Consider the following 19,763-nt stretch of genomic DNA (forward strand, 5'->3'; position numbering starts at 1 on the left):
ATTTGTTTGCCTTGCCGCTTTTAGTTGAACGCCGCGGTGAAGGGCTTGTCGTTATAGATTCTCGCGATAGCCTCTGCGAAGATGGGAGCCGTGGGAAGCACAGTGAACTTGTCGATCATCTTGTCCTCGGGAACGGGGATAGTGTCGAGGAGGATTACCTCCTTGATCGCGCTGTTCTTGATGCGCTCGATAGCGGGACCCGAGAGAACCGCGTGAGTAGCGCAGGCGTAAACCTCAACAGCGCCGCCCTTTTCAACGATAGCATTAGCCGCGTTGCAGAGAGTGCCGGCGGTGTCGATCATGTCGTCGACGAGAATGACCTTCTTGCCTCTCGCGTCGCCGATGATGTTCATGACCTCGCAGACGTTAGCCTTTGGTCTGCGCTTGTCGATGATCGCGAGACCTGTGCCGATCTTGGAAGCGAAGTTGCGCGAACGTGTAACGGAACCGAGGTCGGGTGACACAACGATGAAGTCGTCGAAGTTGCCGCCGATCTTCTCCTTCATGTGGTTGGCGAGGATTCCCGCGCCGTGAAGGTGGTCAACAGGGATATTGAAGAAGCCCTGAATCTGATTTGCGTGCAAATCCATTGTAAGAACTCTGTCAGCGCCCGCGGTGGTGATGATGTCAGCGCAGAGCTTTGCAGAGATCGGATCTCTCGCCTTAGCCTTTCTGTCCTGACGCGCGTAGCCGAAGTAGGGCATTACGGCGGTGATTCTCGCCGCGGAGGCTCTCTTCATCGCGTCAATCATGATGAGCATTTCCATCAGGTTGTCGTTGACGGGTGTGCAGGTGGACTGAACGATGAAGCAGTCGCTGCCTCTTACAGACTCGTGAAGCGAAACCGCGATCTCGCCGTCGGAGAAGTGCGTGCAGTCGCTCTTGCCGAGAGACAGACCCAGACAGCCTGCGATTCCCTGAGCCACATCAACATTTGAATTGCCTGCGAAGATTTTGATGTCCTTGCCGTGAAAATTCATTGATTCTAACTCCTTTTCCTTATTCCTCGTATTAACTTTGCTCGCTGTATATTAACAGGTATAACCCTTTTTCAAAGCGATCTGATTCAGCTCCTCAAGCTGAGCGGGGTCGTTTGCGCCCAAAACGGCGTCGCTGCACTGTGCTGTGTAAGCTCCGACGGTCCTGCCGCTCTGGAGCAGAAGCTTTATCGCGTCGGGCAGATAATACTCGCCCGCCTTGTTGTCGCTCTTTATGCTGCCGAGAACGCTGAGAAGCATTTTGCAGTCGAACCAGTAGCCGCCCGAATTGACCTCGTCGATTCTGAGGGTCTCCTCGTCGGCGTCCTTGTGCTCGACGATCGCCCTGAGATTGCCATTTTCATCGCGCACGATCCTGCCGTAGCCGGAGGGGTCGTCCACTCTCGCGGAAATGACCGTAGCGGCGCAGCCTGTAGACGTGTGCTGAGATAGTGATTTTTCGATCGTTTCCGCGCTCATAAAGGGCGCGTCGCCGTTGAGGATAACGACGTTGCCGTCGTGTCTTTCGAGGAAGTCCTTCGCCATCATAACGGCGTGACCCGTGCCGAGTCTTTCCGCCTGAAATACGCTCTCGACCTTGAAATCGAGAGTATCGAGGTACTCCTCTATGCACTCCTTTTTGTAGCCCTTGACGACGCAGATGTCGTCGATACCGGCTTTTCTGAGCGCGTTCATGACCCAGAGCAGCATGGGCTGACCGAGCACCTCTGAGAGTGTCTTGGGCTTGTCGGACTTCATTCTCTTGCCCTCGCCGCCCGCGAGAATAATTGCGCAGTTACTCATATATTACCTCTTGAATATGCGGAAAAATCATGTTTGTCCGCAGGATTCCGTGCCGTATATTTCCGTATTGGCACAGCGTTGTTCAATATTAATATTATCGCAGAAAAGCCGAAATTTCAAGTGAAATAATCAAAAAATCGCTTGTCAAAGCCATTTTAAACGATTTATACAATATTAATAAAATTTAGTGTTGTTTTTTATAAGAAAAATTTTTTAAAATATATAGCTATTTTTAACAGAATTTGGTATAATACACTGTAGGCATATAGTTTGGCAGGACTGCCTTTGGGCATTTTTGCTACAGCCAAATTATTTTTCATTAGGAGGATGATTTCCAATGGCAAACAAATGGGTATACCTTTTCTCAGAAGGTAATGCGAACATGCGTGAGCTTCTCGGCGGTAAGGGCGCTAACCTTGCTGAAATGACCGGCATGGGTCTTCCCGTACCCCAGGGCTTCACAATTACTACAGAGGCTTGTACTCAGTATTATGAGGACGGCAAGAAGATCAACGACGAGATTCAGGGTCAGATCAACGAGTACATCGGCAAGATGGAAGAAATCACAGGCAAGAAGTTCGGCGACAAGGAGAACCCGCTCCTCGTTTCCGTACGTTCCGGCGCGAGAGCTTCCATGCCCGGTATGATGGATACAATTCTTAACCTCGGTCTTAACGAGACTGTTGTCAACACCATCGCTGAGATGTCCGGCAACCCCCGTTGGGCTTGGGACTGCTACAGAAGATTTATTCAGATGTATTCCGACGTTGTTATGGAGGTCGGCAAGAAGTACTTCGAAGAGCTCATCGACGAGATGAAGGAGAAGAAGGGCGTTAAGCAGGACGTAGAGCTCGACGCTGACGACCTCAAGGAGCTGGCTTATCAGTTCAAGGCAGAGTACAAAGAGAAGATTGGCAAGGACTTCCCCGACGATCCCAAGGAGCAGCTCATGGGCGCTGTTATGGCTGTATTCCGTTCATGGGACAACCCCAGAGCGAACGTTTACCGCCGCGACAACGATATCCCCTATTCATGGGGTACTGCCGTTAACGTACAGTCAATGGCATTCGGTAACATGGGCGACGACTGCGGTACCGGCGTAGCCTTCACAAGAGATCCCGCTACCGGCGAGAAGAAGCTCATGGGTGAGTTCCTTACAAACGCTCAGGGCGAGGACGTTGTTGCTGGCGTTCGTACTCCCATGCCCATCGCTCAGATGGCTGAGAAGTTCCCCGAGGCTTTCGAGCAGTTCCAGCAGGTTTGCGCTACTCTCGAGAACCACTACAGAGATATGCAGGACATGGAGTTCACCGTTGAGCACGGCAAGCTCTACATGCTCCAGACCAGAAACGGCAAGAGAACCGCTCAGGCTGCTCTCAAGATCGCATGCGACCTCGTTGACGAGGGCATGAGAACAGAGGAAGAGGCTGTTGCGATGATCGATCCCAGAAACCTCGACACTCTCCTCCATCCCCAGTTCGATCAGGCTGCTCTCAAGGCTGCTACTCCCATGGGCAAGGGTCTCGGCGCTTCCCCGGGTGCTGCATGCGGCAAGATCGTCTTCACTGCTGAGGACGCTGAAGCTTGGAACGCTAAGGGCGAGAAGGTTGTTCTCGTTCGTCTTGAGACCTCTCCCGAGGACATCACAGGCATGAAGGCTTCACAGGGTATTCTGACCGTTCGCGGCGGTATGACCTCTCACGCTGCCGTTGTTGCCCGTGGTATGGGTACCTGCTGCGTATCCGGCTGCGGCGACATCGTTATGGATGAAGCTAACAAGAAGTTCACTCTCGCAGGCAAGGAATTCCACGAGGGAGATTATATTTCAATCGACGGTTCTACCGGTAACATATACGACGGCGCTATCGCTACAAAGGACGCTGAGATCGCAGGCGAGTTCGGCAGAATCATGGCTTGGGCTGACAAGTTCAGAACCCTCAAGGTCCGCACCAACGCCGACACACCCGCTGACGCCAAGAAGGCAAGAGAGCTCGGCGCCGAGGGTATCGGTCTGTGCCGTACAGAGCACATGTTCTTCGAAGAGGACAGAATCGCTGCGTTCAGAGAGATGATCTGCGCTGACACCGTTGAGGAGAGAGAAGCTGCTCTCGACAAGATCCTTCCCTATCAGCAGGGCGACTTCAAGGCTCTGTACGAGGCTCTCGAGGGCTGCCCCGTAACCATTCGTTTCCTCGATCCGCCTCTCCACGAGTTCGTTCCCACTGAGGAAGAGGACATCAAGAAGCTGGCTGACGCTCAGGGCAAGACCGTTGACGAGATCAAGGCTATCATTCAGTCTCTCCACGAGTTCAACCCGATGATGGGTCACCGCGGCTGCCGTCTGGCTGTCACCTATCCCGAGATCGCAAAGATGCAGACCAAGGCTGTTATCCGCGCTGCTATCGAGGTTCAGAAGGCTCACGCTGACTGGAACGTTAAGCCCGAGATCATGATTCCGCTCGTATGCGAGATCAAGGAGCTCAAGTACGTCAAGAAGGTCGTTGTTGAGACCGCTGACGCTGAAATCGCTGCTGCAGGCGTAGAGCTCGAGTATGAGGTTGGTACAATGATCGAGATCCCGAGAGCTGCTCTTACAGCTGACGAGATCGCTACCGAGGCTGACTTCTTCTGCTTCGGCACCAACGACCTCACCCAGATGACCTTCGGCTTCTCACGTGACGACGCAGGCAAGTTCCTCAACGCTTACTACGACACCAAGATCTTTGAGAACGATCCCTTCGCTAAGCTCGACCAGACAGGCGTAGGCAAGCTCATGGAAATGGCTATCAAGCTCGGCAAGCCCGTTAATCCCAAGCTCCACGTAGGTATCTGCGGCGAGCACGGCGGCGATCCCTCATCTGTAGAGTTCTGCCACAAGATCGGTCTTGACTATGTATCCTGCTCACCCTTCCGTGTGCCGATCGCAAGACTGGCTGCTGCTCAGGCTGCTGTAAACAGCAAGTAATTCCTTCGCAAAGGGTATACAATAAAAAACAAATCAGCTCCGTCTGTCAACTCAGACGGAGCTTTTTCTATTTGTATAACCCCGCCGTCGATGAACATTGCGAAGGATGAACGTCATTATAGGCGGGAGAAGGCGCCCACCGGCGCGCGGAGCTTTTTTGCGTCTGTTTCCTTTACAACGTAGTGACAGCCCTTGCGGCTGTCATTCAAAATCGCAGAAACACTGCGATTTTGACGGGAGCCCGCAAGGAGCTCCCCTACAAATAAAAACCGAACTTGTTTTGAGTATTTTCTCGCTTACGCATTATATTCAAAAATCGTTTCAAAGGTCACCGGGGTAAACGCCTTGATTCCCTTCTCGAAATCCGCCTTCTGAACGGCGGTGAGCGGATCGTTTACGGTAATTGTGATCTTGCCGTTGCGCTGCACGATCGACACCGTGTAATCCGTCACTCCGAGCGCCTCGATAAGCTGATTCAGATCCGCGCTTCCGTGACCTCCCGACGCCCGCGTTTCCCTGAGCATAAGCAGCTCGCGCCGCCTTGAAAGGGTCAGGTCAGATCTCTCCTTGCCGATGAATTTCTCGCGCTCGGTTATGCCGTAGGTCTCGGCTGTAGGAACGAACGCCTCGCGTATCATGGTATCAAGCTCCGCGTATATCCTGTCAAGCTCAACGGCATACGCCTTGAGCTCGCAGTCCACGGCTCCGCCCTGTCCGATCGAGTACAAGCCCGTTTGAAGAAGCTTCGAGCTCATCGACTCATAAGATGTCATTCGCTCACCCCTAATATCACGTTGCCCGGCATAAAGCAGGTCGCGGCTGTCGCGCCGATATCGGTCATCGACGAGTCGTAAACGTAGTTTTCAATGCACCCCGTGTCGAGCATATATTTTCCGAGCGCCGAAAGATAAAACCTCTCGCCCATCGGAATAGAGTAAACATAATCCGCGAAGGCGTTTTCGATCGCCACACGCACGTCCTGCGCGCTGTAGCCCGGCTTTCGCGTGACGACAACATCGAGGTCGACGCTCCTCAGCACCGCGGGGTACGCAGTCACCATTGCTCCGACGCAGTCGTTCTGAGAGAGCAGAGCGTTGACCCTGCTGACGACCGCGTTGGAAACCTGCTCGCGCAGTCCGCAGACGTACACGCCCGCAGTGCCGTAGCCGTCGATTCGCTCGATAACGCCCGCCTTTTCGACGCCCTCGACCGTGAGCACGAGATTCTTGTAATAATCCGCGTTGACTCCGTTCGGAACGGCGGTGTAGGTCTTTAGAACGCGGTCGCGGAGATTGTTGTCGCTCTCCTCGTCGCTGCCGCCCGTAAAGCGCGAGGCGTTGTACACTGAGCTGACCGCCGCCGGCACCGTTACAGGCACGGTGGCGGAGTTTGCGTTGATGTTTCCGCGGTAGCCCGCAAGCTCAGCCTCGGCGTTTATGGCGGCGGAATACGTCGCCTGCGGAATCTCGCCGTCCTCTGTGGTTACGAAGCGGACGGGGATCTCGTCGTCCGTCGCGACAACCGTACCTCTCGGTATGGGCACGGCGTAGTCGAGCGTTTCGGCAAGGCGGAAGGTTATCTGACCCGTCGCCTTGACCGCAGCCTTGCGCGTAAGTCCGCGCTGTGAGGCGAGGTTGTCGAGGTTGTCGCCCGTCGCTGTGGCGGCGAACATCTGCCGCTTCGTCCAGTCGAGCGTCGTCTGCATATTGTATATTTCGCCAGCGAGCACCTTTAGGCGAATGGCGATGTCGCTCGCCTCGTCCACCTCAAAGCCGCTCTCCTGCTCGTAGCGCGCCTTCATTCTGCTGTAAATCGCGTCATAGTTATCCGTAGTGACGCACCTCCCTTATTCTTGTTTCACCGTTGACATTTATCTCGGCGCGCACTCCGTTATCTGTGACGGCAATGGCTTGTGCCGAGACGTTTTCACAGGGCGCGAGCGCTTCGCAGAACGCCCTGTCGTACTGCTGCAAAATCAATTCTCCGCCGATATCCTCACAGTCCGCGCCGAGCTGTCTGTCGTAGATAAAACTACCTCTTTTCGCGCTTATGCGAATCAGCGCGCGCTGAAACTCCGAGTCCTTTTCCGACAAAAGCTCCGCTCTGCCCGCGCTGTCGAGGACGATATCGCCGTACTCCGTTTTTACGTCTCTCATTCGAACACCCTGCCGTTTATCAGCACAGTGCCGTCGTTTTTGAGCACTATCGAAGCGCCGCCGCTCGAGCGGAGCATGATCTCGCCCTCGCTGAGATTATCCGCTGAGGAGATCACGCCTACGCTGACCTCTCCGTCGTCGAGAGGAAGCACGACTGCCCTCTCTCCCGACGGAGGAATGCTGAACACTCCGTATGGCGCGCAGCAGGGCAGGTTTTTGTGCTCTCCCGACGACCTCACGGAGCTGCCGTCATTGCCCTGGACGTCCCCTTTTACGGCGTTAGGCGGCGTTATTGAATTTTTTGTTATATAGCTCATCAGCCACATATTAAATCTCCTTTCTCAGGCTCACGGCGGTATACTCGCCCTTGTCGCTCATGCTGTAGCTGAGTCCCGCCGCGATAAAACCCTTTTCGCCGTCGACAACGGCGGTTTTTCCGAGAATATCCGTCAGATCGCCCGCGCATTTTATCTTTACAAGCCTTGCCTCGCGGTTGCCCTTCTCAATAATGCGGCTCGCGGTGTCAAGGCTGATGTTGTCGGCGACGGCGTTGACGTAGCGCACGCGGGTAACAGCCGCCGCGTCAGGATTCTCATTTATAACGCGCGAATCGTAGCCGCCGGTTTTAGTCAGCCGCACCCTCGTTTCGGAAATGAGCTTGTACCTGCGGAAGCTGTCGGTTTTTTCGAGAATACTTATCCCGCCTGCGCCGAAAATCACCTCGCCCTGCGCCCGGAAGCCCTTTAATATCGCCCTTGTGTCCGCGATACGCGGCTTCGCTCCGTAGCGCTTGGCGCAGTAGCTTTCGAGCACCTGCCAATGCGACATGCCCTTGTCGATTTTCAGGCTGTCGTAAAGCGGGTGACGCTCCTCCTCGCAGGAGGTTATCCCGAAGGGCTTTAGGTGGCGGTCGAGCATCATCCGGTTCGAGGGATTTGTATATACAAGCGGCTCAGCCTCGTTGTCGAGCAAAAACGCGGCAAGGCTGCGCGCGCTGAAGCGCAGAAGGCATTTTCCGCTGTCCTTTACGGTGATGATCTCGTCGATCTGCCCGTAAAAAACACGGCTGCCGACCGAATACGCCGAGAGCATGTCCGCCTTTTCGCGGAGCCTGTCCGAATACGGAACCGTCACGCTCAGGCTGTCGGCAGGTACGTCAAGCTCGCTGTCCAGACGCGCGGACAGCACGCTGTTGAGCGGTAATTCGCTCTTGTCCGTAAGCGTCAGTATGTATTTCAGCAAAGCCTGACCACCTCGCCCTCAGCGAGAATATCGGGACGCTTCACCTGCGGATTCAGGCGCACGAGAGTGTCTATGTCCACGCCGTATTTGTAGGATATATCCCAGAGGTTTTCATTCGCGGCGGCGATCACCCCGCGCCGTCTGTCGCCGCGTTCCTCCATCAGCTCCCTGAACGCAAAGCCGTAGGTCAGCACGTCGTTACGCGGCTTGCCGATCAGCCTGATACTCTCGAATTCCGCGTAAAACGAGGGAAAATTCGGGATCGTCAGCACTCCTGCGCCGCCCTCGCGGAACAGCCCGAGAAGCTCCTTGAACTGCTCAACACAATCCGCGCCGAACAGCTCGCCCTCGCCCGAGATCTTCATATTGCGCCTGCCCGTGTTCTGCACAAGGCTCTTGCCGAACGGCGCGAGAGTCTCGTTGAGCTGCTTTGCGTTCTCAAATACGATTTCCCGCGGGTTGTGGCTCCAGCTGTAGCCCTTGAACTTCATCGGTACCTGCTTCATTCGCCGTTCACCTCTTGTTCTTCGTCGAGCCTGCGGCTGTAGCGGCGGCTCTCCTGTTCGAGCAGCTCGCTGAGCTCGGCAAGGCTGAAATTATCTGTCTCAGACATTTTCAACGCTCCTTTCTCCCGCCGAAATAAGTACGGCGTACTCCACCGCAGAGTCGGGCAGGATCTCGCACTTCACACTTTCCACGCAGCAGCCGGTGTATGAAACGCGCTTGTTTCCGTAAGCCAAGGTCACCGCCGAAGGATTCAGCCCGATAGACGAGTACGGCTGAACGCGCATGCGCAGCTTAACATAGTATGATGAACTTGAAAGCTGCGCTGCAGGCACGTCGGTCAGGTATTCCTCTATCTTTTCAACGGTATTATTCTGACCGCATTCGACCGAGATAACGCCGCCGACTCTCGCCCCGTCCGCTGTGACGGTCACGTCGCAGCCCTTGAGAAATGACGCAATCATGCCGAACCCTCCTCACACAGACAGAATTCAAGGCGGAAGCCGATCCTGCGGAATATCGTGTTGAGCTCCGTGTCGAACTCGATAGACGACACCGAAGGCTCTGAGACAATGCCCGCGGTATCCGCGGTTTTAAGTCCCGAGAGAATCTCTCCCGCGATCTCCGAAAGACCGCTGCCGTTGCCGCCGTTGGGTGAATAGAGCCTGATCTCGATAGAAGCCGAGTACATCTCGCCCTTGAGCGCGGAGGTAGCGTCGCCGCCGATAAAGCCGTTCTTGCGCTCCGCGCTGTTGACCCCGACCGCAGCGAGAAAGCCGCTGACGGGAGTTTCTATCGGCTCCGAGGAATACTCCCTGACAAAGCGCACTGAGCTCAGCGCGGGGATCGCCTTGAGTCCGAGCACGATACCGTCCGCCTGTTCGTTAATCTGAGTCATAATCATCCTCCCGTCTTGCCCCGAAGGGCACCATAATCGCCCAGACATAGACCGGTCTGTCCTGAACGTAATAGGTTTCGCACCTTTTTACAATATATTTGCCGCCGACCGATTCTATTACAGACGCGTTTGCGCGCAGAGGTACGTCGGGCTGTCCGATATACAGATACCTGTCCTGTATGAGCGAGCCGAGGCTTCGCTGTTCGCCGCCGATATAGATTTTATTTTTGTAACGCAGCGGCTCAACGATAGCGCGGGTTTTCACGCTTGAGCTGCCCTGAGTGACCTCGACGTCGCCGCCGAATTTCGCGATGGAATTTGACACCGCGCCCATAAGACTCATTAAATCACTATCCTTCCGAAAATAAAGCCCTTTGTGTCTATCAGCCCCGAATACTCCGCGCACAGGCTGCGCCACAGCTTTTCCGCTCCGCCTTCGCCGGCGGATGACGTGAGCTTCACGTCACCCGCGGTAAAGGAAGTGAGGTTGTCGGCATTGCAGATTTCAAAGAGCCTGTACGCGTAAGCGGCGGCGAGCAGCTCAAGCGCTCTCGTCTGGGCTTCGTCGGGAGACCCGACCCTTGTATGCGCCCCGATATACTCGAGCGCGTCCTCAACAAGACCGCGCCATCGGCACATCTCGTCGGGTCTTACTCCCGCGAGCATCATAAAACGCTCGTCTACATTTGCAATGTTCACACTCTCACCTCATCAGACGGTAAGCATCTTGCTTGCCTCGGTGAAGATCTTCGCGAAGCCTGCGGTGCAGGTGATCGCGGCGCGCTCGAGCTGACGGTCGATGAGCTTGTCGTAGTCGGTCACAACTCCGCCCGCCTGAACCATCTCAAGCGCGCAGTTCCTGTCGAGACCGATAATTCTGCCCGAAGTCATCTCGGGTACGTGCAGAAGGGTCGCGCCCATGGGAGTGATCATCTTGCCGGTGCCCTGGAAGTCAAGACCCGCGCGGGAATCCTGCATCTGGGTGAGGGCGAGGATCTTCTGCATCTCTGTAGTAGGCGCGAGAATTGTGTTGAGCTCGTAGGGAGTCATATTCGCCCAGAGCTTGACAAGGTCGCCGTAGGTCAGCGTACCCGCGGTTGCGGGAGTGATGACCGAAGCGGCGTTTGAGTTGCCGTCTCCGTTGATAAGCACGTCGACCGCGTCATGAAGCTGCTCGCGGGCGATGTACGCGCCGATCTGGTTGAGGGTGACGGTAAAGAGGTCAAGTCTCTGGAAGCGCAGAGCCTCGTATGAAGCGACGAGCATTCTGCCTCTCTTGTGGAGCTTGACGAGATTCTCGCGGGTCCTGACGGTAGTCTGGGGGATCGCCGCGCCCTCGCCGACGATCTTGAGGCTCTTTTCGTCCTCCGTGGGAGCGGAAACGATGCTTCTGTAGTCCATGCCCTCGATATCGGTGACGGTAGCGACAAGGTTCGGGAGAATATCAGCTCTCTCCATGCCCTGACGAACCGCGCGGCTCACATACTCCGGGAAAAGCGCCGCGGAGTTTGAGGTCTGGAAGAACTTCTCAACGCAGTCGCTGCCTCTGCCGCTGACTCTGATGTCGTAGCGCTTGAGCTGACGTGAGAACGCGTCAAGACCCTCGAGAGAGGTGCCTGCGTAGTTCTCGCTGGGGTCGAGCTTTTCGAGAGCGGCGGTCAGACCGCCCTTGTTCTGGTACATACCCTTCTCAATGTTAATATTTTCAAAAGTTGCCATAAAAATACCTCCTTAAGATCAAAGAATTATTCCGACTCTGGTTGCGTCCGCGTCGACGACGAGATACTCTCTGCCGTTGGCGTTAGCGGCGACCTTGCCGGAGCTGTTGACGGCGAGATTCTGGTAGCCGACGGTGATTTTTGCCGCCGCGGGAAGTTCGGCGTAGCCTGCGACCTGAACTGCGGCGTAGCCGTTTCTCAGACCGACGCAGACGCCGATGAACGGATCGCCGTTGCCGCTGACGGTAACGGTGCCGTCGGCGCTCATCTTGACGGGAACGCCCGTTGCAGTGAGAGCTGACGCCGCGATAAAGGTGAGCACGTTTTCGTTGAAGCCCTTAAAGTTTACATTCATTTCAAATACCTCCGTTTAAGTTAAATGTGATACTGTCCGTTGAGGTCGGACTTGGTTGACTTTTTCTCGGTGTAGAGCTGCGGTGTGATGGGAATGAGCTCGGCGCGCTGCTTTTCAAAGGCGGTTTTGAACTCCTTGAGCTGCGCTACCGTCATACCCTTGGTCACGCTCTCCATCGTTTCGCGGGAAATGCCCGGCTGTACCGCCGCCGAAAGGCGCAGCACCTCCGAGGTAAGACTGTCGCGGTAATACACGCCGTCCTTGGCGCTCTGCTTGAGGCTGTCGATGTACTCGAGCAGCTTTTTGCAGTCGCGGTCGCTGAAGGTCGCGCTCTGACCGCGCGAGAGCTTTTTCATAATTCCTTCCATATCATTTTCCTTTCCGTAAGCTGTCTTTGTCACGCCCGCGTTCTTCTGGGCGGGAACCGCGACAAAGCTCCATTCGTATGCGTCGTATGGCTCGCTCAGCTCGCCGCAGCAGAGCTTGCCGCCGTAGGTCTCGCCCTTTCTGTGGGGACAGAGACTTATATCCTCGCCGCAGACGCTGCACAGTATCTTTCCTACCGCGCAGCCGACGCTGACCTCCTTGACGATGCCGCTGTCGAGAGCGGCGATAAGCTCGGAGTTGCCCTGAGTGCGCGGCAGATAGGCGCGCGCCGTGAGGCGGAAATACTCGTCGCCTGTCGCGGTGGTGCGGGTCGCGACGTTTTCGACCCTGCACGAGATTATCCTCGCGGTCTGGTTCTTTGCGCTCGGGTCGTGGTCAAAAATGCCCGTCTTGCCGACAAAGAGCTTTTCGAGAGCGAACAGCGATTCCACGGTGAAGCGTTCGCCGTCGCGGTCGACGTCGTTGTCGCAGAGCACGACGGTAAAGACGTAGACCTCGTTTTCCGAGAGCGTCCTGCGGGTGTAGGTGTTTATCAGCTCCAGCTCCTCAGCCGTCGCCCTGCACGCGTCCGGCGAGACGCCGCCGGCTGCCGCCTTGGTGATTTTATTGTCCATCTTCTTCCTCCCAACCGATTTCATTTTCGAGCTTCTGCGCCTGCGCGTTGTTGAGTCTTGCCTGCGAAAGCTCGACCGCGTCCTGAAGGTTGATGTCGTCCCACTCGACCCTGAACGCGCTGTTGCAGCCGCTCAGCTGAAGATGCGTGCGCACGATGCGCCTTATCACAGGCTCGAGGGTGTCGCGGTAAAACTCCAGCTCGCTGGTGAGGATATCCGCCTGCTGACTGCTCATGCGCTCAGTGCTCGACCACGAGAGACCGAGCAGAAACGGCGGTATGCCGAGCTTTGAGGTTATCTGCTCAAGCAGCGCCCTGACGGGAACCTCGCACTCGGGCATGATATTCTCAGAGCCGATGACCTTTACGCTGACGTCGCCGACGGACACAAAGTCGCACACGCTGTCGCTGCGCATAGCCTTTCGCCATTCGTCGGCGATCTGCTGAGCGTTTTCCTCGCTGAAAACTCCGTTTTCGGGCTTGTAGGTCACGGCAAAGCGGACGTCGCCGATCCTCTCCCAGTTGTTTTTAACCGACTCGAATATTCTCAGCAATATGCCGCTGACAAACGGCAGACCTCTGAGCAGCGAGGTTCCTCTCGCGGTGCCCGCGCGCTGGTTGAGCAGCGATACCACCACCAGATTCTGATACCTGACGGGCACGTTACCTCCGGCGTCGCGCCTGCAGACGAGAAGATTGAGCGGCGAGCCGTCGGCGCGTATTTCAACGTCGTCGAGTCTCGCGTTGTAAACAGCAGCGATGCCCTGTCCGTCGGGCGAGGGTATCATCTCGCCCACAGCCTCGCCGTAGGTCAGCATGGTGTCGAGGTAGGTGTAAATAAAGCCGTGCAGCCCCTGGTCGGTGCCGTTGGACTTTACCTCCTTGACAAAATGCTGCGCCAGGCTCTCGCATTCCGCGTTGTCGGAGCGGATATGAAAGCCGCCGATAAGCCTGATGATCTTGCCGAGCGCGGCGTCGATCATCGGCACGGACTCCCTGAGCGCCGAATAGAGCTGTCTTTCCGCGCTCGTCTGAACCGCGTACCGCGAAAGATTCAGCAGAGAGCTGTCACAGGGACTTTTCGGAACCGTCTGCGCGACCCGCTTCACCTCCCTGCCCTGCTTTTTTCTACCAAACATTGTTTTCCTCCTATCTTGCGGCGGCAATCACGGGTACGAAGCTGCCGCCGTCCATTAAGGTTGTCACAAAGTACCGTATGTCGTCCATCGCGTGGTCGTTCTGCTTGACGGGAGAATCAGCGTGACGTTCGCTGTCCCAGCGGTAGAGCGAAAACTCTCGCCGCGACGCCTTACAATTACCGCAAATGCGGATCCTGCCGCTCTTGAGCGCCTGCGACACACGCCTGATACCGTTGACAACATTGTTCTGCGCCGGCACGACCTGAAAAACTCCGTGCCTGCGTATGACCTCGATGAAGCTCGCCGCCGACGGGTCGACCGCGACAGCGCGGATATGCCTGCCGCCGACAAGCTCGCAGAGCGCTGAATAGTGCTCCTCGTCGGTTTTCTGAAAGCCCTCGGCGCGTGAGTCAAAGTAATACTCGTCGATCCTGTACCAAACATCTCCGCGCTTGCCCCATAGCCCGAAGGAAGCAGGATTGACCGTGCCGTAGTCGCAGGAAACGGCGTATTCGCCGAATTCGCCCTGCGGCACCTCAAAGTAATACTTTTCGTCCGCCATGAAGGGATAGACCGCGCCGTGAACGGCGACCCATTTCCCTTTGACGAAGCGCTCGTAGAAAACGCCGGAGTACAAACTCTCGTACCTGCGCTTTACCTCATCGGACAGCGACGGGTTATCGTCCATCGTAAAGTGGAGATAGAGAGCGTTTTTTGCCTGCGCTCCCTTTATCCACTCGAGGTGGAACCAGTGCTCGGGGTGCTCGGGATTGCAGTTGAACCAGAACCGCGAGCCGTCGACGGAGCACCTAGCGAGCGCCTGCTCGACAAACGAGCGCGGCATCAGCGCGACCTCGTCGAACAGCACGCCCGAGAGCGTCATGCCCTGTATAAGCGCGGCTGACGCCTCGTCCTTTCCGCCGAAGAGATAGAACCGGTTCGTCCTGCCGCGGTAGGTCACGAGCAGGAGGTTCTGACTGAGCTTTTCCTCGCACGAAAACCCGGCTGACTGCAGCAGCGACGTTATCGGCGTGATCATGTTGCGCCTGAGCGAGCGGATAGTCTTTCCGCAGATCGCGAAATCCCCGTTGCCGAAAAAATAAAAGCTCCACAGCACAAACGAGAGCGACATGCAGAAGGTCTTGCCGCTGCGCACCGAGCCGTCGCAGATTATCGCGTCGCGCAGATAATCGCGCGAATCGCGGTGCCACCAGCTCAGCACCCTGCGCTGCTTTTTTGAGAACGAGCTAATCATCGTACTCACTTCCCGCGGCTACGCTGCCGATCGCGTCGTAAAGACTGCCGGCGCCTTCGCGCTCCATACTCAGCGTCTCAAGCTTCTCGAGCGCCTTGACGCGGTCGAAGAACTTGATCTCCATCGCACCGTCCTTCGGGCGTTTTATCTCGGAAACGAGGAACAGATCCATGTTTTCGAGAGTCTCGCGGCTCGGGTTTTCCTCAAACATCAGCGACGCCGCGTCAGACGTACTGCCGAAGGCGAGCCTACGGTAGCCGATGACCGCCATCGCCCGGAGAAGTCTTGCCCGGTAATCCGACAGCCGCTCAAGCTCCGCGCAGATTTTTTCGTCGCACAGCAGCCTTTCGCCGTCAGCACCGGGATTTCTGAACCCCGCGCGCCGTGCGGAGACCGCCGCGTCTCCCGTCTGCATGAAGAGCAGACAGAATTCCCTCTCCCTTGCGGTCAGCTTGTTTTTAATAACCGTCACCTCCATAAGATTTTCGAAAGGCGTGAATGACTGCCTTCCACCTACCCCGCAAAAATGAAAAAAATTGCATAAAAATATGCAATTTAAAAAAATTTTTAAAAAATATTTTTTTCCCGCACGCCGCGGGACTCTTTTTAAACATAGAAAAAAGGCGGCAGCCTTATCAAAGACTGCCGCCTACGCTATGCAAAATATTTATTTGTCGTGAACTGACTTATGACCAGAAGCCCTCGAGCTTAGCGCCATAGCCGGAGCCCCAGCCGGAGGTGACGAAGGTTCCGCCGAGTTCAACATATTGGTCTTCGGTCTGGTTCCATGCTCCGCTCCATGAAGGTCCTGCCTTTTCAGGGTCCATTCTGATGAAGATGACGTTTGAGTTGGTAACGCCGTCAAATCTCCAGATTCCGCCCTCGTCAACGCCTTCGATCCACGCCTCGTCCCCGGGGCCGGAAGTCCAGGTGTATGCCCACCAGACCTCAGTACCGGTCATGGTAGAGGTCGGGTCGAGGTAGATCACGTTTTCGGGCTGAGGCAGAGTAGTGGGTTCGGGTACGGTCGTGGGCTGAGGAGCCGTTGTGGTAGGCTCGGGAACCGTTGTAGGCTCGGGAGCCGCCGTTGTGGGCTCGGGAGCTGCCGTTGTGGGCTGAGGAGCCGCTGTGGTAGGCTCGGGAGCAATCGTCGGCTGAGTCGGGTCGTCTGTGTACTTGCCTACGTTAGCCGTATCGGGCAGAGACGCCGCATACTTCTGTACATATGTAGCGTCAACAACGGTAACTACGCCGTTGTCGTCAGAGTCGGCTGCGATCTTCTGCTTCTCGGTGGGAGTTACAAGCTCTGCCGCGATCTTCTGGATCTCGGTAGCGTCGACAACGTTGATCTTGTCGTCGAAGTTTACGTCGCCGATCCAGATTTTCTCGACGGGCTGAGGCACGGTCGTGGGCTGAGGCTCAACGGTCGTGGGCTGCGGAGCCGTCGTGGTAGGCTCGGGAACGGTAGTTGTGGGCTCGGGAACCGTCGTGGGAGCAGCCGTGGTGGGCTGAGGCTCGGAGCCTGTGTAGTAATATACAACGTTGACAGCGCCTACGCTGTATTTGCCTGTCGCGTTAGAGGGAACAATAACGTCGCTTCTGCCCGCGAGAGGAGAGGTGGTGTAGCTGTCTGTGGAGCTGACCTTGGAAGCGGTTTCAACCACGTCTTCCGCGATCTTCTGACCGGTCTTGGCGTCAACATGGCTGGTGATGACCTGTGTGCCGAAGGTTGTCACGCCGCTCTCGATCCAAACCTCGCCGATGCAGAGATAACCGACTTCGCCGGGATCCTGCGCGGTATTTGAGGAGCCGTTGCCGTTGTGGAAAAGCGCATAGGCTTTGGGTGCGGTAAATGTCGCGCCGTACCAGTTGCTGCCCTCAGAGTTCATTACCTTTGCAGAATTCCACTTGCCGTTGAGCTCAACGGTTGTGCCGGCGTCATTTGTATAATACGCGTAGCAGCGGACAGTCGACCAGTTGTTGGTATTCTTGTAATGGATCTTGACCGTGCTGGAATTCAACGGCGTATAAACGTACCTGACGTCTACATCGCCCGAGAAGGTACCCGCGGCGTTGGCGGGAATCTTAGTGGTGTCAAGCTGATAGCCCGCGATCGAGGCAGGCGCGGTGCTGTAGGTCGCGCCGACCTTGCAACGGGTCTTTTCAGGCTCCGCAAGCTGCTTGCCGTTCGCGTCAACGTGGGTGACGTTTACGTAGCCGGAGCCTGCGCCTGACGTCTGATAAACGAAGGTCACGGTGTAGCTGCCGTTTGCCGCTACGGTGCCGGTCGTCTCGCCCTCGGTGCGGATAAGGGTGTAGTCATAGAGAATGCTGCTGTCGGGATTGGCGCGGTAGGTGCTGCCCTCTCTGTACTTGGCGGTCTGGGTCTTGAGGAGGTTGCCCTTGTCGTCAACATGGTTTATCGTCAGGGTGCCGAAGTTCTCGGTAACGCCGAGGTTCGTGAAGTTGCCTGTGTCGGTGAGAACGAGCGAGCCCTTGGCGGGAACGCTTACGCTGCTGCCCGAAACGGTGCCGAGGCTCTTGAGACCCGCGCCCTGATCGGTTGAGGCAACGATAGTCCAGTTGGAGGTCGGCAGGTTGATTGAATAAGCCTGTGAGCCGCCGTTAACGAGAACCGCGAGGTACTTCCACTCGGCAGCCTTGTTGTTGGTGTAGGTGTAAGCCACAACGTCGCCGTAGTTGGACTGGAACGAGGGCTTGATGATGCTCGAGCTGTGGAGCGGTGTGTAGTTCTTGCGGATCTGGAGAAGTCCCTTGTAGTAGGAAGCAAGACCCGACATAGCCTTAACGCGGCTCCAGTCGATAGCATTGATGGAATCAGGGGACTTGTAGGAGTTGTGGTCGCCATTCTTGGTGCGTCCGAACTCGGAGCCTGCCGTCATGAACGGAATGCCCTGAGAGGTGAGCAGGAGGGTATAGATCTCCTTCATTTGTCTCTGGTAGCTGGCGTTTGTGCCGGTGTAGTCGGAGCCGCCGTTACTCTTTACGATCTTATCCCACATGATGAGGTTATCGTGAGCGTCGGCGTAGGAGATCGCCTGAGCGGGACCCTTGGGAGCGGTAACCTTATAGGGCTGACCCTGAACGCCGAGAACGATGTTGCCGGTGTTCGAGGTGGTGTTACCCTGTACGAAGCCCTTGCCTGTGCCGTCGGTGTCGCCCTTGATAGCGTCGCGGTACTGGTCGCCGAAGGCGCCTACGCGCGAGTTAAGGCGGGAGATACCCGTGCCCTGCCAGCTGAAGATCGGGTCGGGGTTGAGGGTGTCGCCGCCTGTCCACGGCTCGCCGTACATGAGGATCTTGCTGCCGTCGCTGCCCAGACCGTCAAGACCCGCGCGGATCTCGTTCATGGTGGTAACGTCGTGCAGACCCATGAGGTCAAAACGGAAGCCGTCGATGTGATACTCCTCAGCCCAGTATTTGACGGATTCGATCATGTACTTTCTGTACATTCTCTTGTCGGAAGCGGTCTCGTTGCCGCAGCCTGAGCCGTTGGAGAAGGTGCCGCCGTTCATTCTGTAGTAATACCCCGGCGCTGTCTTTTCAAACGAAGAAGAAGTGTTGAAGGTATGGTTGTAAACAACGTCCATAACAACGGAGATGTTGCGGTCATGGAGCGCCTGAATCATCTGCTTGAATTCCTTGATTCTGACATTGCCGTCGTAGGGGTTCGTGGAATAGGAGCCCTCGGGAGCGTTGTAGTTCTGCGGGTCATAGCCCCAGTTGCGGTTGGTGGCGGAAGGCGAGGTCTCGTCTACGGACTGGAAGTCATAGACAGGCATGAGCTGTACGCAGTTGATCCCCTGCTCGACGAGGTAGTCGATGCCTGTGGAAATTTCGCCCGACTGACCGTTGAGCGTAGTGCCGCCCTCGGTGAAGCCGAGGTACTTGCCTTTGTTTTCATAGCTGACGCCCGAGGTGTCGGACGCTGAGAAGTCGCGCACGTGAACCTCCCATACAACCGCCTCGCCCGCGTTCTGGAATACGACGTGCTTGTCGCTGTTCCAGCCGTCGGGGTCGGTGGAATCGAGGTCAACGATCATGGTGCGGTTGCCGTTTACGCCGACAGCCTTGGAATAGACGTCCTGGGTCTCGTTGGTCTTTCCCTTGACGCTGACAATATAGGTATAGTATTCGTTCTTGTGGTCGCCGCTGAGGGTGTAGCTCCAGATACCTGTGGAGCTGTCCTTGGTCATCTGATACTCGCCGATGACCCCTGAGCCTGCCTCTGCGTCAGAGCCGGTCTTGTAGAGCTTGACCTTGACTGCGGTCGCGTCGGGAGACCATGTCTTGAAGGTAGTCGAACTCGGCGAATATGTGCAGCCGAGGTCGGGTGTGTTGTAAGCTGCGCTTGCCTGGGATTCAAGGTAATTCTGGTTGGAATACGCGCCGACGGAATCGTCATCAACCGCGGCGTTCACGGCGATGGTCGCCGTGCCCATTACCAGGACGGAAGCCAGCAACAACGATAATGATTTTTTGAATTTCACCGTTATCACTCCTGTATAAAATTTAATACGTACTTGTTTACGGGGAATATTGAAAAATATCAATAATTGTCCCATGATACAAATTCATTTTATCAAATCCGCACAAGATTATATTTCTTATAACGAAAAATAAAACCTCTTGCAGTACAAACTTTGCAAGAGGTTTTTGTGAATAATGACAGTTTGCGTTTCCCCGATCAGGAACCCGCGCTTTCGTAAGCCCTTATTCCGCGGTGCCA

20 protein-coding genes are annotated in these 19,763 nt (G+C 56.0%); 1 reads left to right on the forward strand and 19 read right to left on the reverse strand.

Features of this window, described 5'->3' with window-relative positions:
• Positions 1 to 20 precede the first annotated feature (20 nt).
• Together KQI64_RS02785 and KQI64_RS02790 are read right to left on the reverse strand one after the other, a co-directional pair.
• A complete protein-coding gene (locus tag KQI64_RS02785) occupies positions 21 to 980 on the reverse strand; it encodes a ribose-phosphate diphosphokinase (protein WP_216523241.1) in 960 nt (319 codons plus the stop codon).
• 51 nt (positions 981 to 1,031) lie between these two features.
• Entirely contained in the window at positions 1,032 to 1,781 is a 750-nt protein-coding gene (locus KQI64_RS02790; protein WP_216523242.1) for a sugar phosphate nucleotidyltransferase, read from the reverse strand.
• 337 nt (positions 1,782 to 2,118) lie between these two features.
• Between KQI64_RS02790 and ppdK the strand changes: the two genes are divergently transcribed.
• On the forward strand, positions 2,119 to 4,746 hold the full coding sequence (ppdK, locus tag KQI64_RS02795; RefSeq protein WP_186833066.1) for a pyruvate, phosphate dikinase: 2,628 nt from the start codon (positions 2,119 to 2,121) through the stop codon (positions 4,744 to 4,746).
• Positions 4,747 to 5,042: 296 nt separating this feature from the next.
• Here the strand turns inward: ppdK and KQI64_RS02800 are convergent, their stop codons facing one another.
• From KQI64_RS02800 to pulA, 17 genes are all read right to left on the reverse strand, one after another.
• Positions 5,043 to 5,519 (reverse strand): putative phage tail protein, encoded by a 477-nt coding sequence (locus tag KQI64_RS02800; protein WP_216523243.1) that lies wholly within the window; start codon positions 5,517 to 5,519, stop codon positions 5,043 to 5,045.
• Complete coding sequence (locus KQI64_RS02805; protein ID WP_216523244.1) at positions 5,516 to 6,547, reverse strand: baseplate J/gp47 family protein; 1,032 nt, start codon at positions 6,545 to 6,547, stop codon at positions 5,516 to 5,518. Before KQI64_RS02805 ends, KQI64_RS02800 begins: the two co-directional genes overlap by 4 nt.
• Positions 6,548 to 6,569: 22 nt before the next feature.
• Positions 6,570 to 6,902: a hypothetical protein gene (locus KQI64_RS02810; RefSeq protein ID WP_216523245.1), complete on the reverse strand. Its 333-nt coding sequence runs from the start codon at positions 6,900 to 6,902 to the stop codon at positions 6,570 to 6,572.
• Entirely contained in the window at positions 6,899 to 7,219 is a 321-nt protein-coding gene (locus KQI64_RS02815) for a phage baseplate assembly protein (protein ID WP_216523246.1), read from the reverse strand. Before KQI64_RS02815 ends, KQI64_RS02810 begins: the two co-directional genes overlap by 4 nt.
• A 10-nt stretch (positions 7,220 to 7,229) precedes the next feature.
• A complete protein-coding gene (locus tag KQI64_RS02820) occupies positions 7,230 to 8,144 on the reverse strand; it encodes a hypothetical protein (protein WP_216523247.1) in 915 nt (304 codons plus the stop codon).
• Positions 8,138 to 8,650: a LysM peptidoglycan-binding domain-containing protein gene (locus tag KQI64_RS02825; RefSeq protein WP_216523248.1), complete on the reverse strand. Its 513-nt coding sequence runs from the start codon at positions 8,648 to 8,650 to the stop codon at positions 8,138 to 8,140. The genes KQI64_RS02820 and KQI64_RS02825 overlap by 7 nt, the downstream gene beginning before the upstream one ends.
• A 99-nt stretch (positions 8,651 to 8,749) precedes the next feature.
• Positions 8,750 to 9,112: a hypothetical protein gene (locus KQI64_RS02830; protein WP_216523249.1), complete on the reverse strand. Its 363-nt coding sequence runs from the start codon at positions 9,110 to 9,112 to the stop codon at positions 8,750 to 8,752.
• Positions 9,109 to 9,546 (reverse strand): hypothetical protein, encoded by a 438-nt coding sequence (locus tag KQI64_RS02835; protein ID WP_216523250.1) that lies wholly within the window; start codon positions 9,544 to 9,546, stop codon positions 9,109 to 9,111. Before KQI64_RS02835 ends, KQI64_RS02830 begins: the two co-directional genes overlap by 4 nt.
• Positions 9,533 to 9,889, reverse strand: a complete 357-nt coding sequence (locus KQI64_RS02840; protein WP_216523251.1) for a hypothetical protein — start codon at positions 9,887 to 9,889, stop codon at positions 9,533 to 9,535. The genes KQI64_RS02835 and KQI64_RS02840 overlap by 14 nt, the downstream gene beginning before the upstream one ends.
• Positions 9,889 to 10,245, reverse strand: a complete 357-nt coding sequence (locus KQI64_RS02845; RefSeq protein WP_216523252.1) for a hypothetical protein — start codon at positions 10,243 to 10,245, stop codon at positions 9,889 to 9,891. Before KQI64_RS02845 ends, KQI64_RS02840 begins: the two co-directional genes overlap by 1 nt.
• Positions 10,246 to 10,257: 12 nt before the next feature.
• Positions 10,258 to 11,265 carry a phage major capsid protein gene (locus tag KQI64_RS02850; protein WP_216523253.1) on the reverse strand — a complete coding sequence of 336 codons (1,008 nt, stop codon included), beginning with the start codon at positions 11,263 to 11,265 and terminating at the stop codon, positions 10,258 to 10,260.
• An 18-nt stretch (positions 11,266 to 11,283) separates the two neighbouring features.
• Positions 11,284 to 11,619, reverse strand: coding sequence for a hypothetical protein (locus KQI64_RS02855; RefSeq protein ID WP_216523254.1), 336 nt, complete (start codon positions 11,617 to 11,619; stop codon positions 11,284 to 11,286).
• A 20-nt stretch (positions 11,620 to 11,639) separates the two neighbouring features.
• Positions 11,640 to 12,620, reverse strand: coding sequence for a hypothetical protein (locus tag KQI64_RS02860; RefSeq protein ID WP_253289161.1), 981 nt, complete (start codon positions 12,618 to 12,620; stop codon positions 11,640 to 11,642).
• Entirely contained in the window at positions 12,610 to 13,758 is a 1,149-nt protein-coding gene (locus KQI64_RS02865) for a phage portal protein (RefSeq protein ID WP_216523255.1), read from the reverse strand. Before KQI64_RS02865 ends, KQI64_RS02860 begins: the two co-directional genes overlap by 11 nt.
• A 10-nt stretch (positions 13,759 to 13,768) precedes the next feature.
• A complete protein-coding gene (locus KQI64_RS02870) occupies positions 13,769 to 15,013 on the reverse strand; it encodes a PBSX family phage terminase large subunit (RefSeq protein WP_216523262.1) in 1,245 nt (414 codons plus the stop codon).
• Positions 15,006 to 15,491: a terminase small subunit gene (locus tag KQI64_RS02875; RefSeq protein WP_216523256.1), complete on the reverse strand. Its 486-nt coding sequence runs from the start codon at positions 15,489 to 15,491 to the stop codon at positions 15,006 to 15,008. Before KQI64_RS02875 ends, KQI64_RS02870 begins: the two co-directional genes overlap by 8 nt.
• A gap of 208 nt (positions 15,492 to 15,699) precedes the next feature.
• Complete coding sequence (pulA, locus tag KQI64_RS02880; RefSeq protein ID WP_216523257.1) at positions 15,700 to 19,524, reverse strand: type I pullulanase; 3,825 nt, start codon at positions 19,522 to 19,524, stop codon at positions 15,700 to 15,702.
• Between the last annotated feature and the right edge of the window lie 239 nt (positions 19,525 to 19,763).

This window comes from Lachnoclostridium sp. MSJ-17, assembly GCF_018918205.1.
Lineage (GTDB): Bacteria > Bacillota > Clostridia > Oscillospirales > Acutalibacteraceae > Ruminococcoides.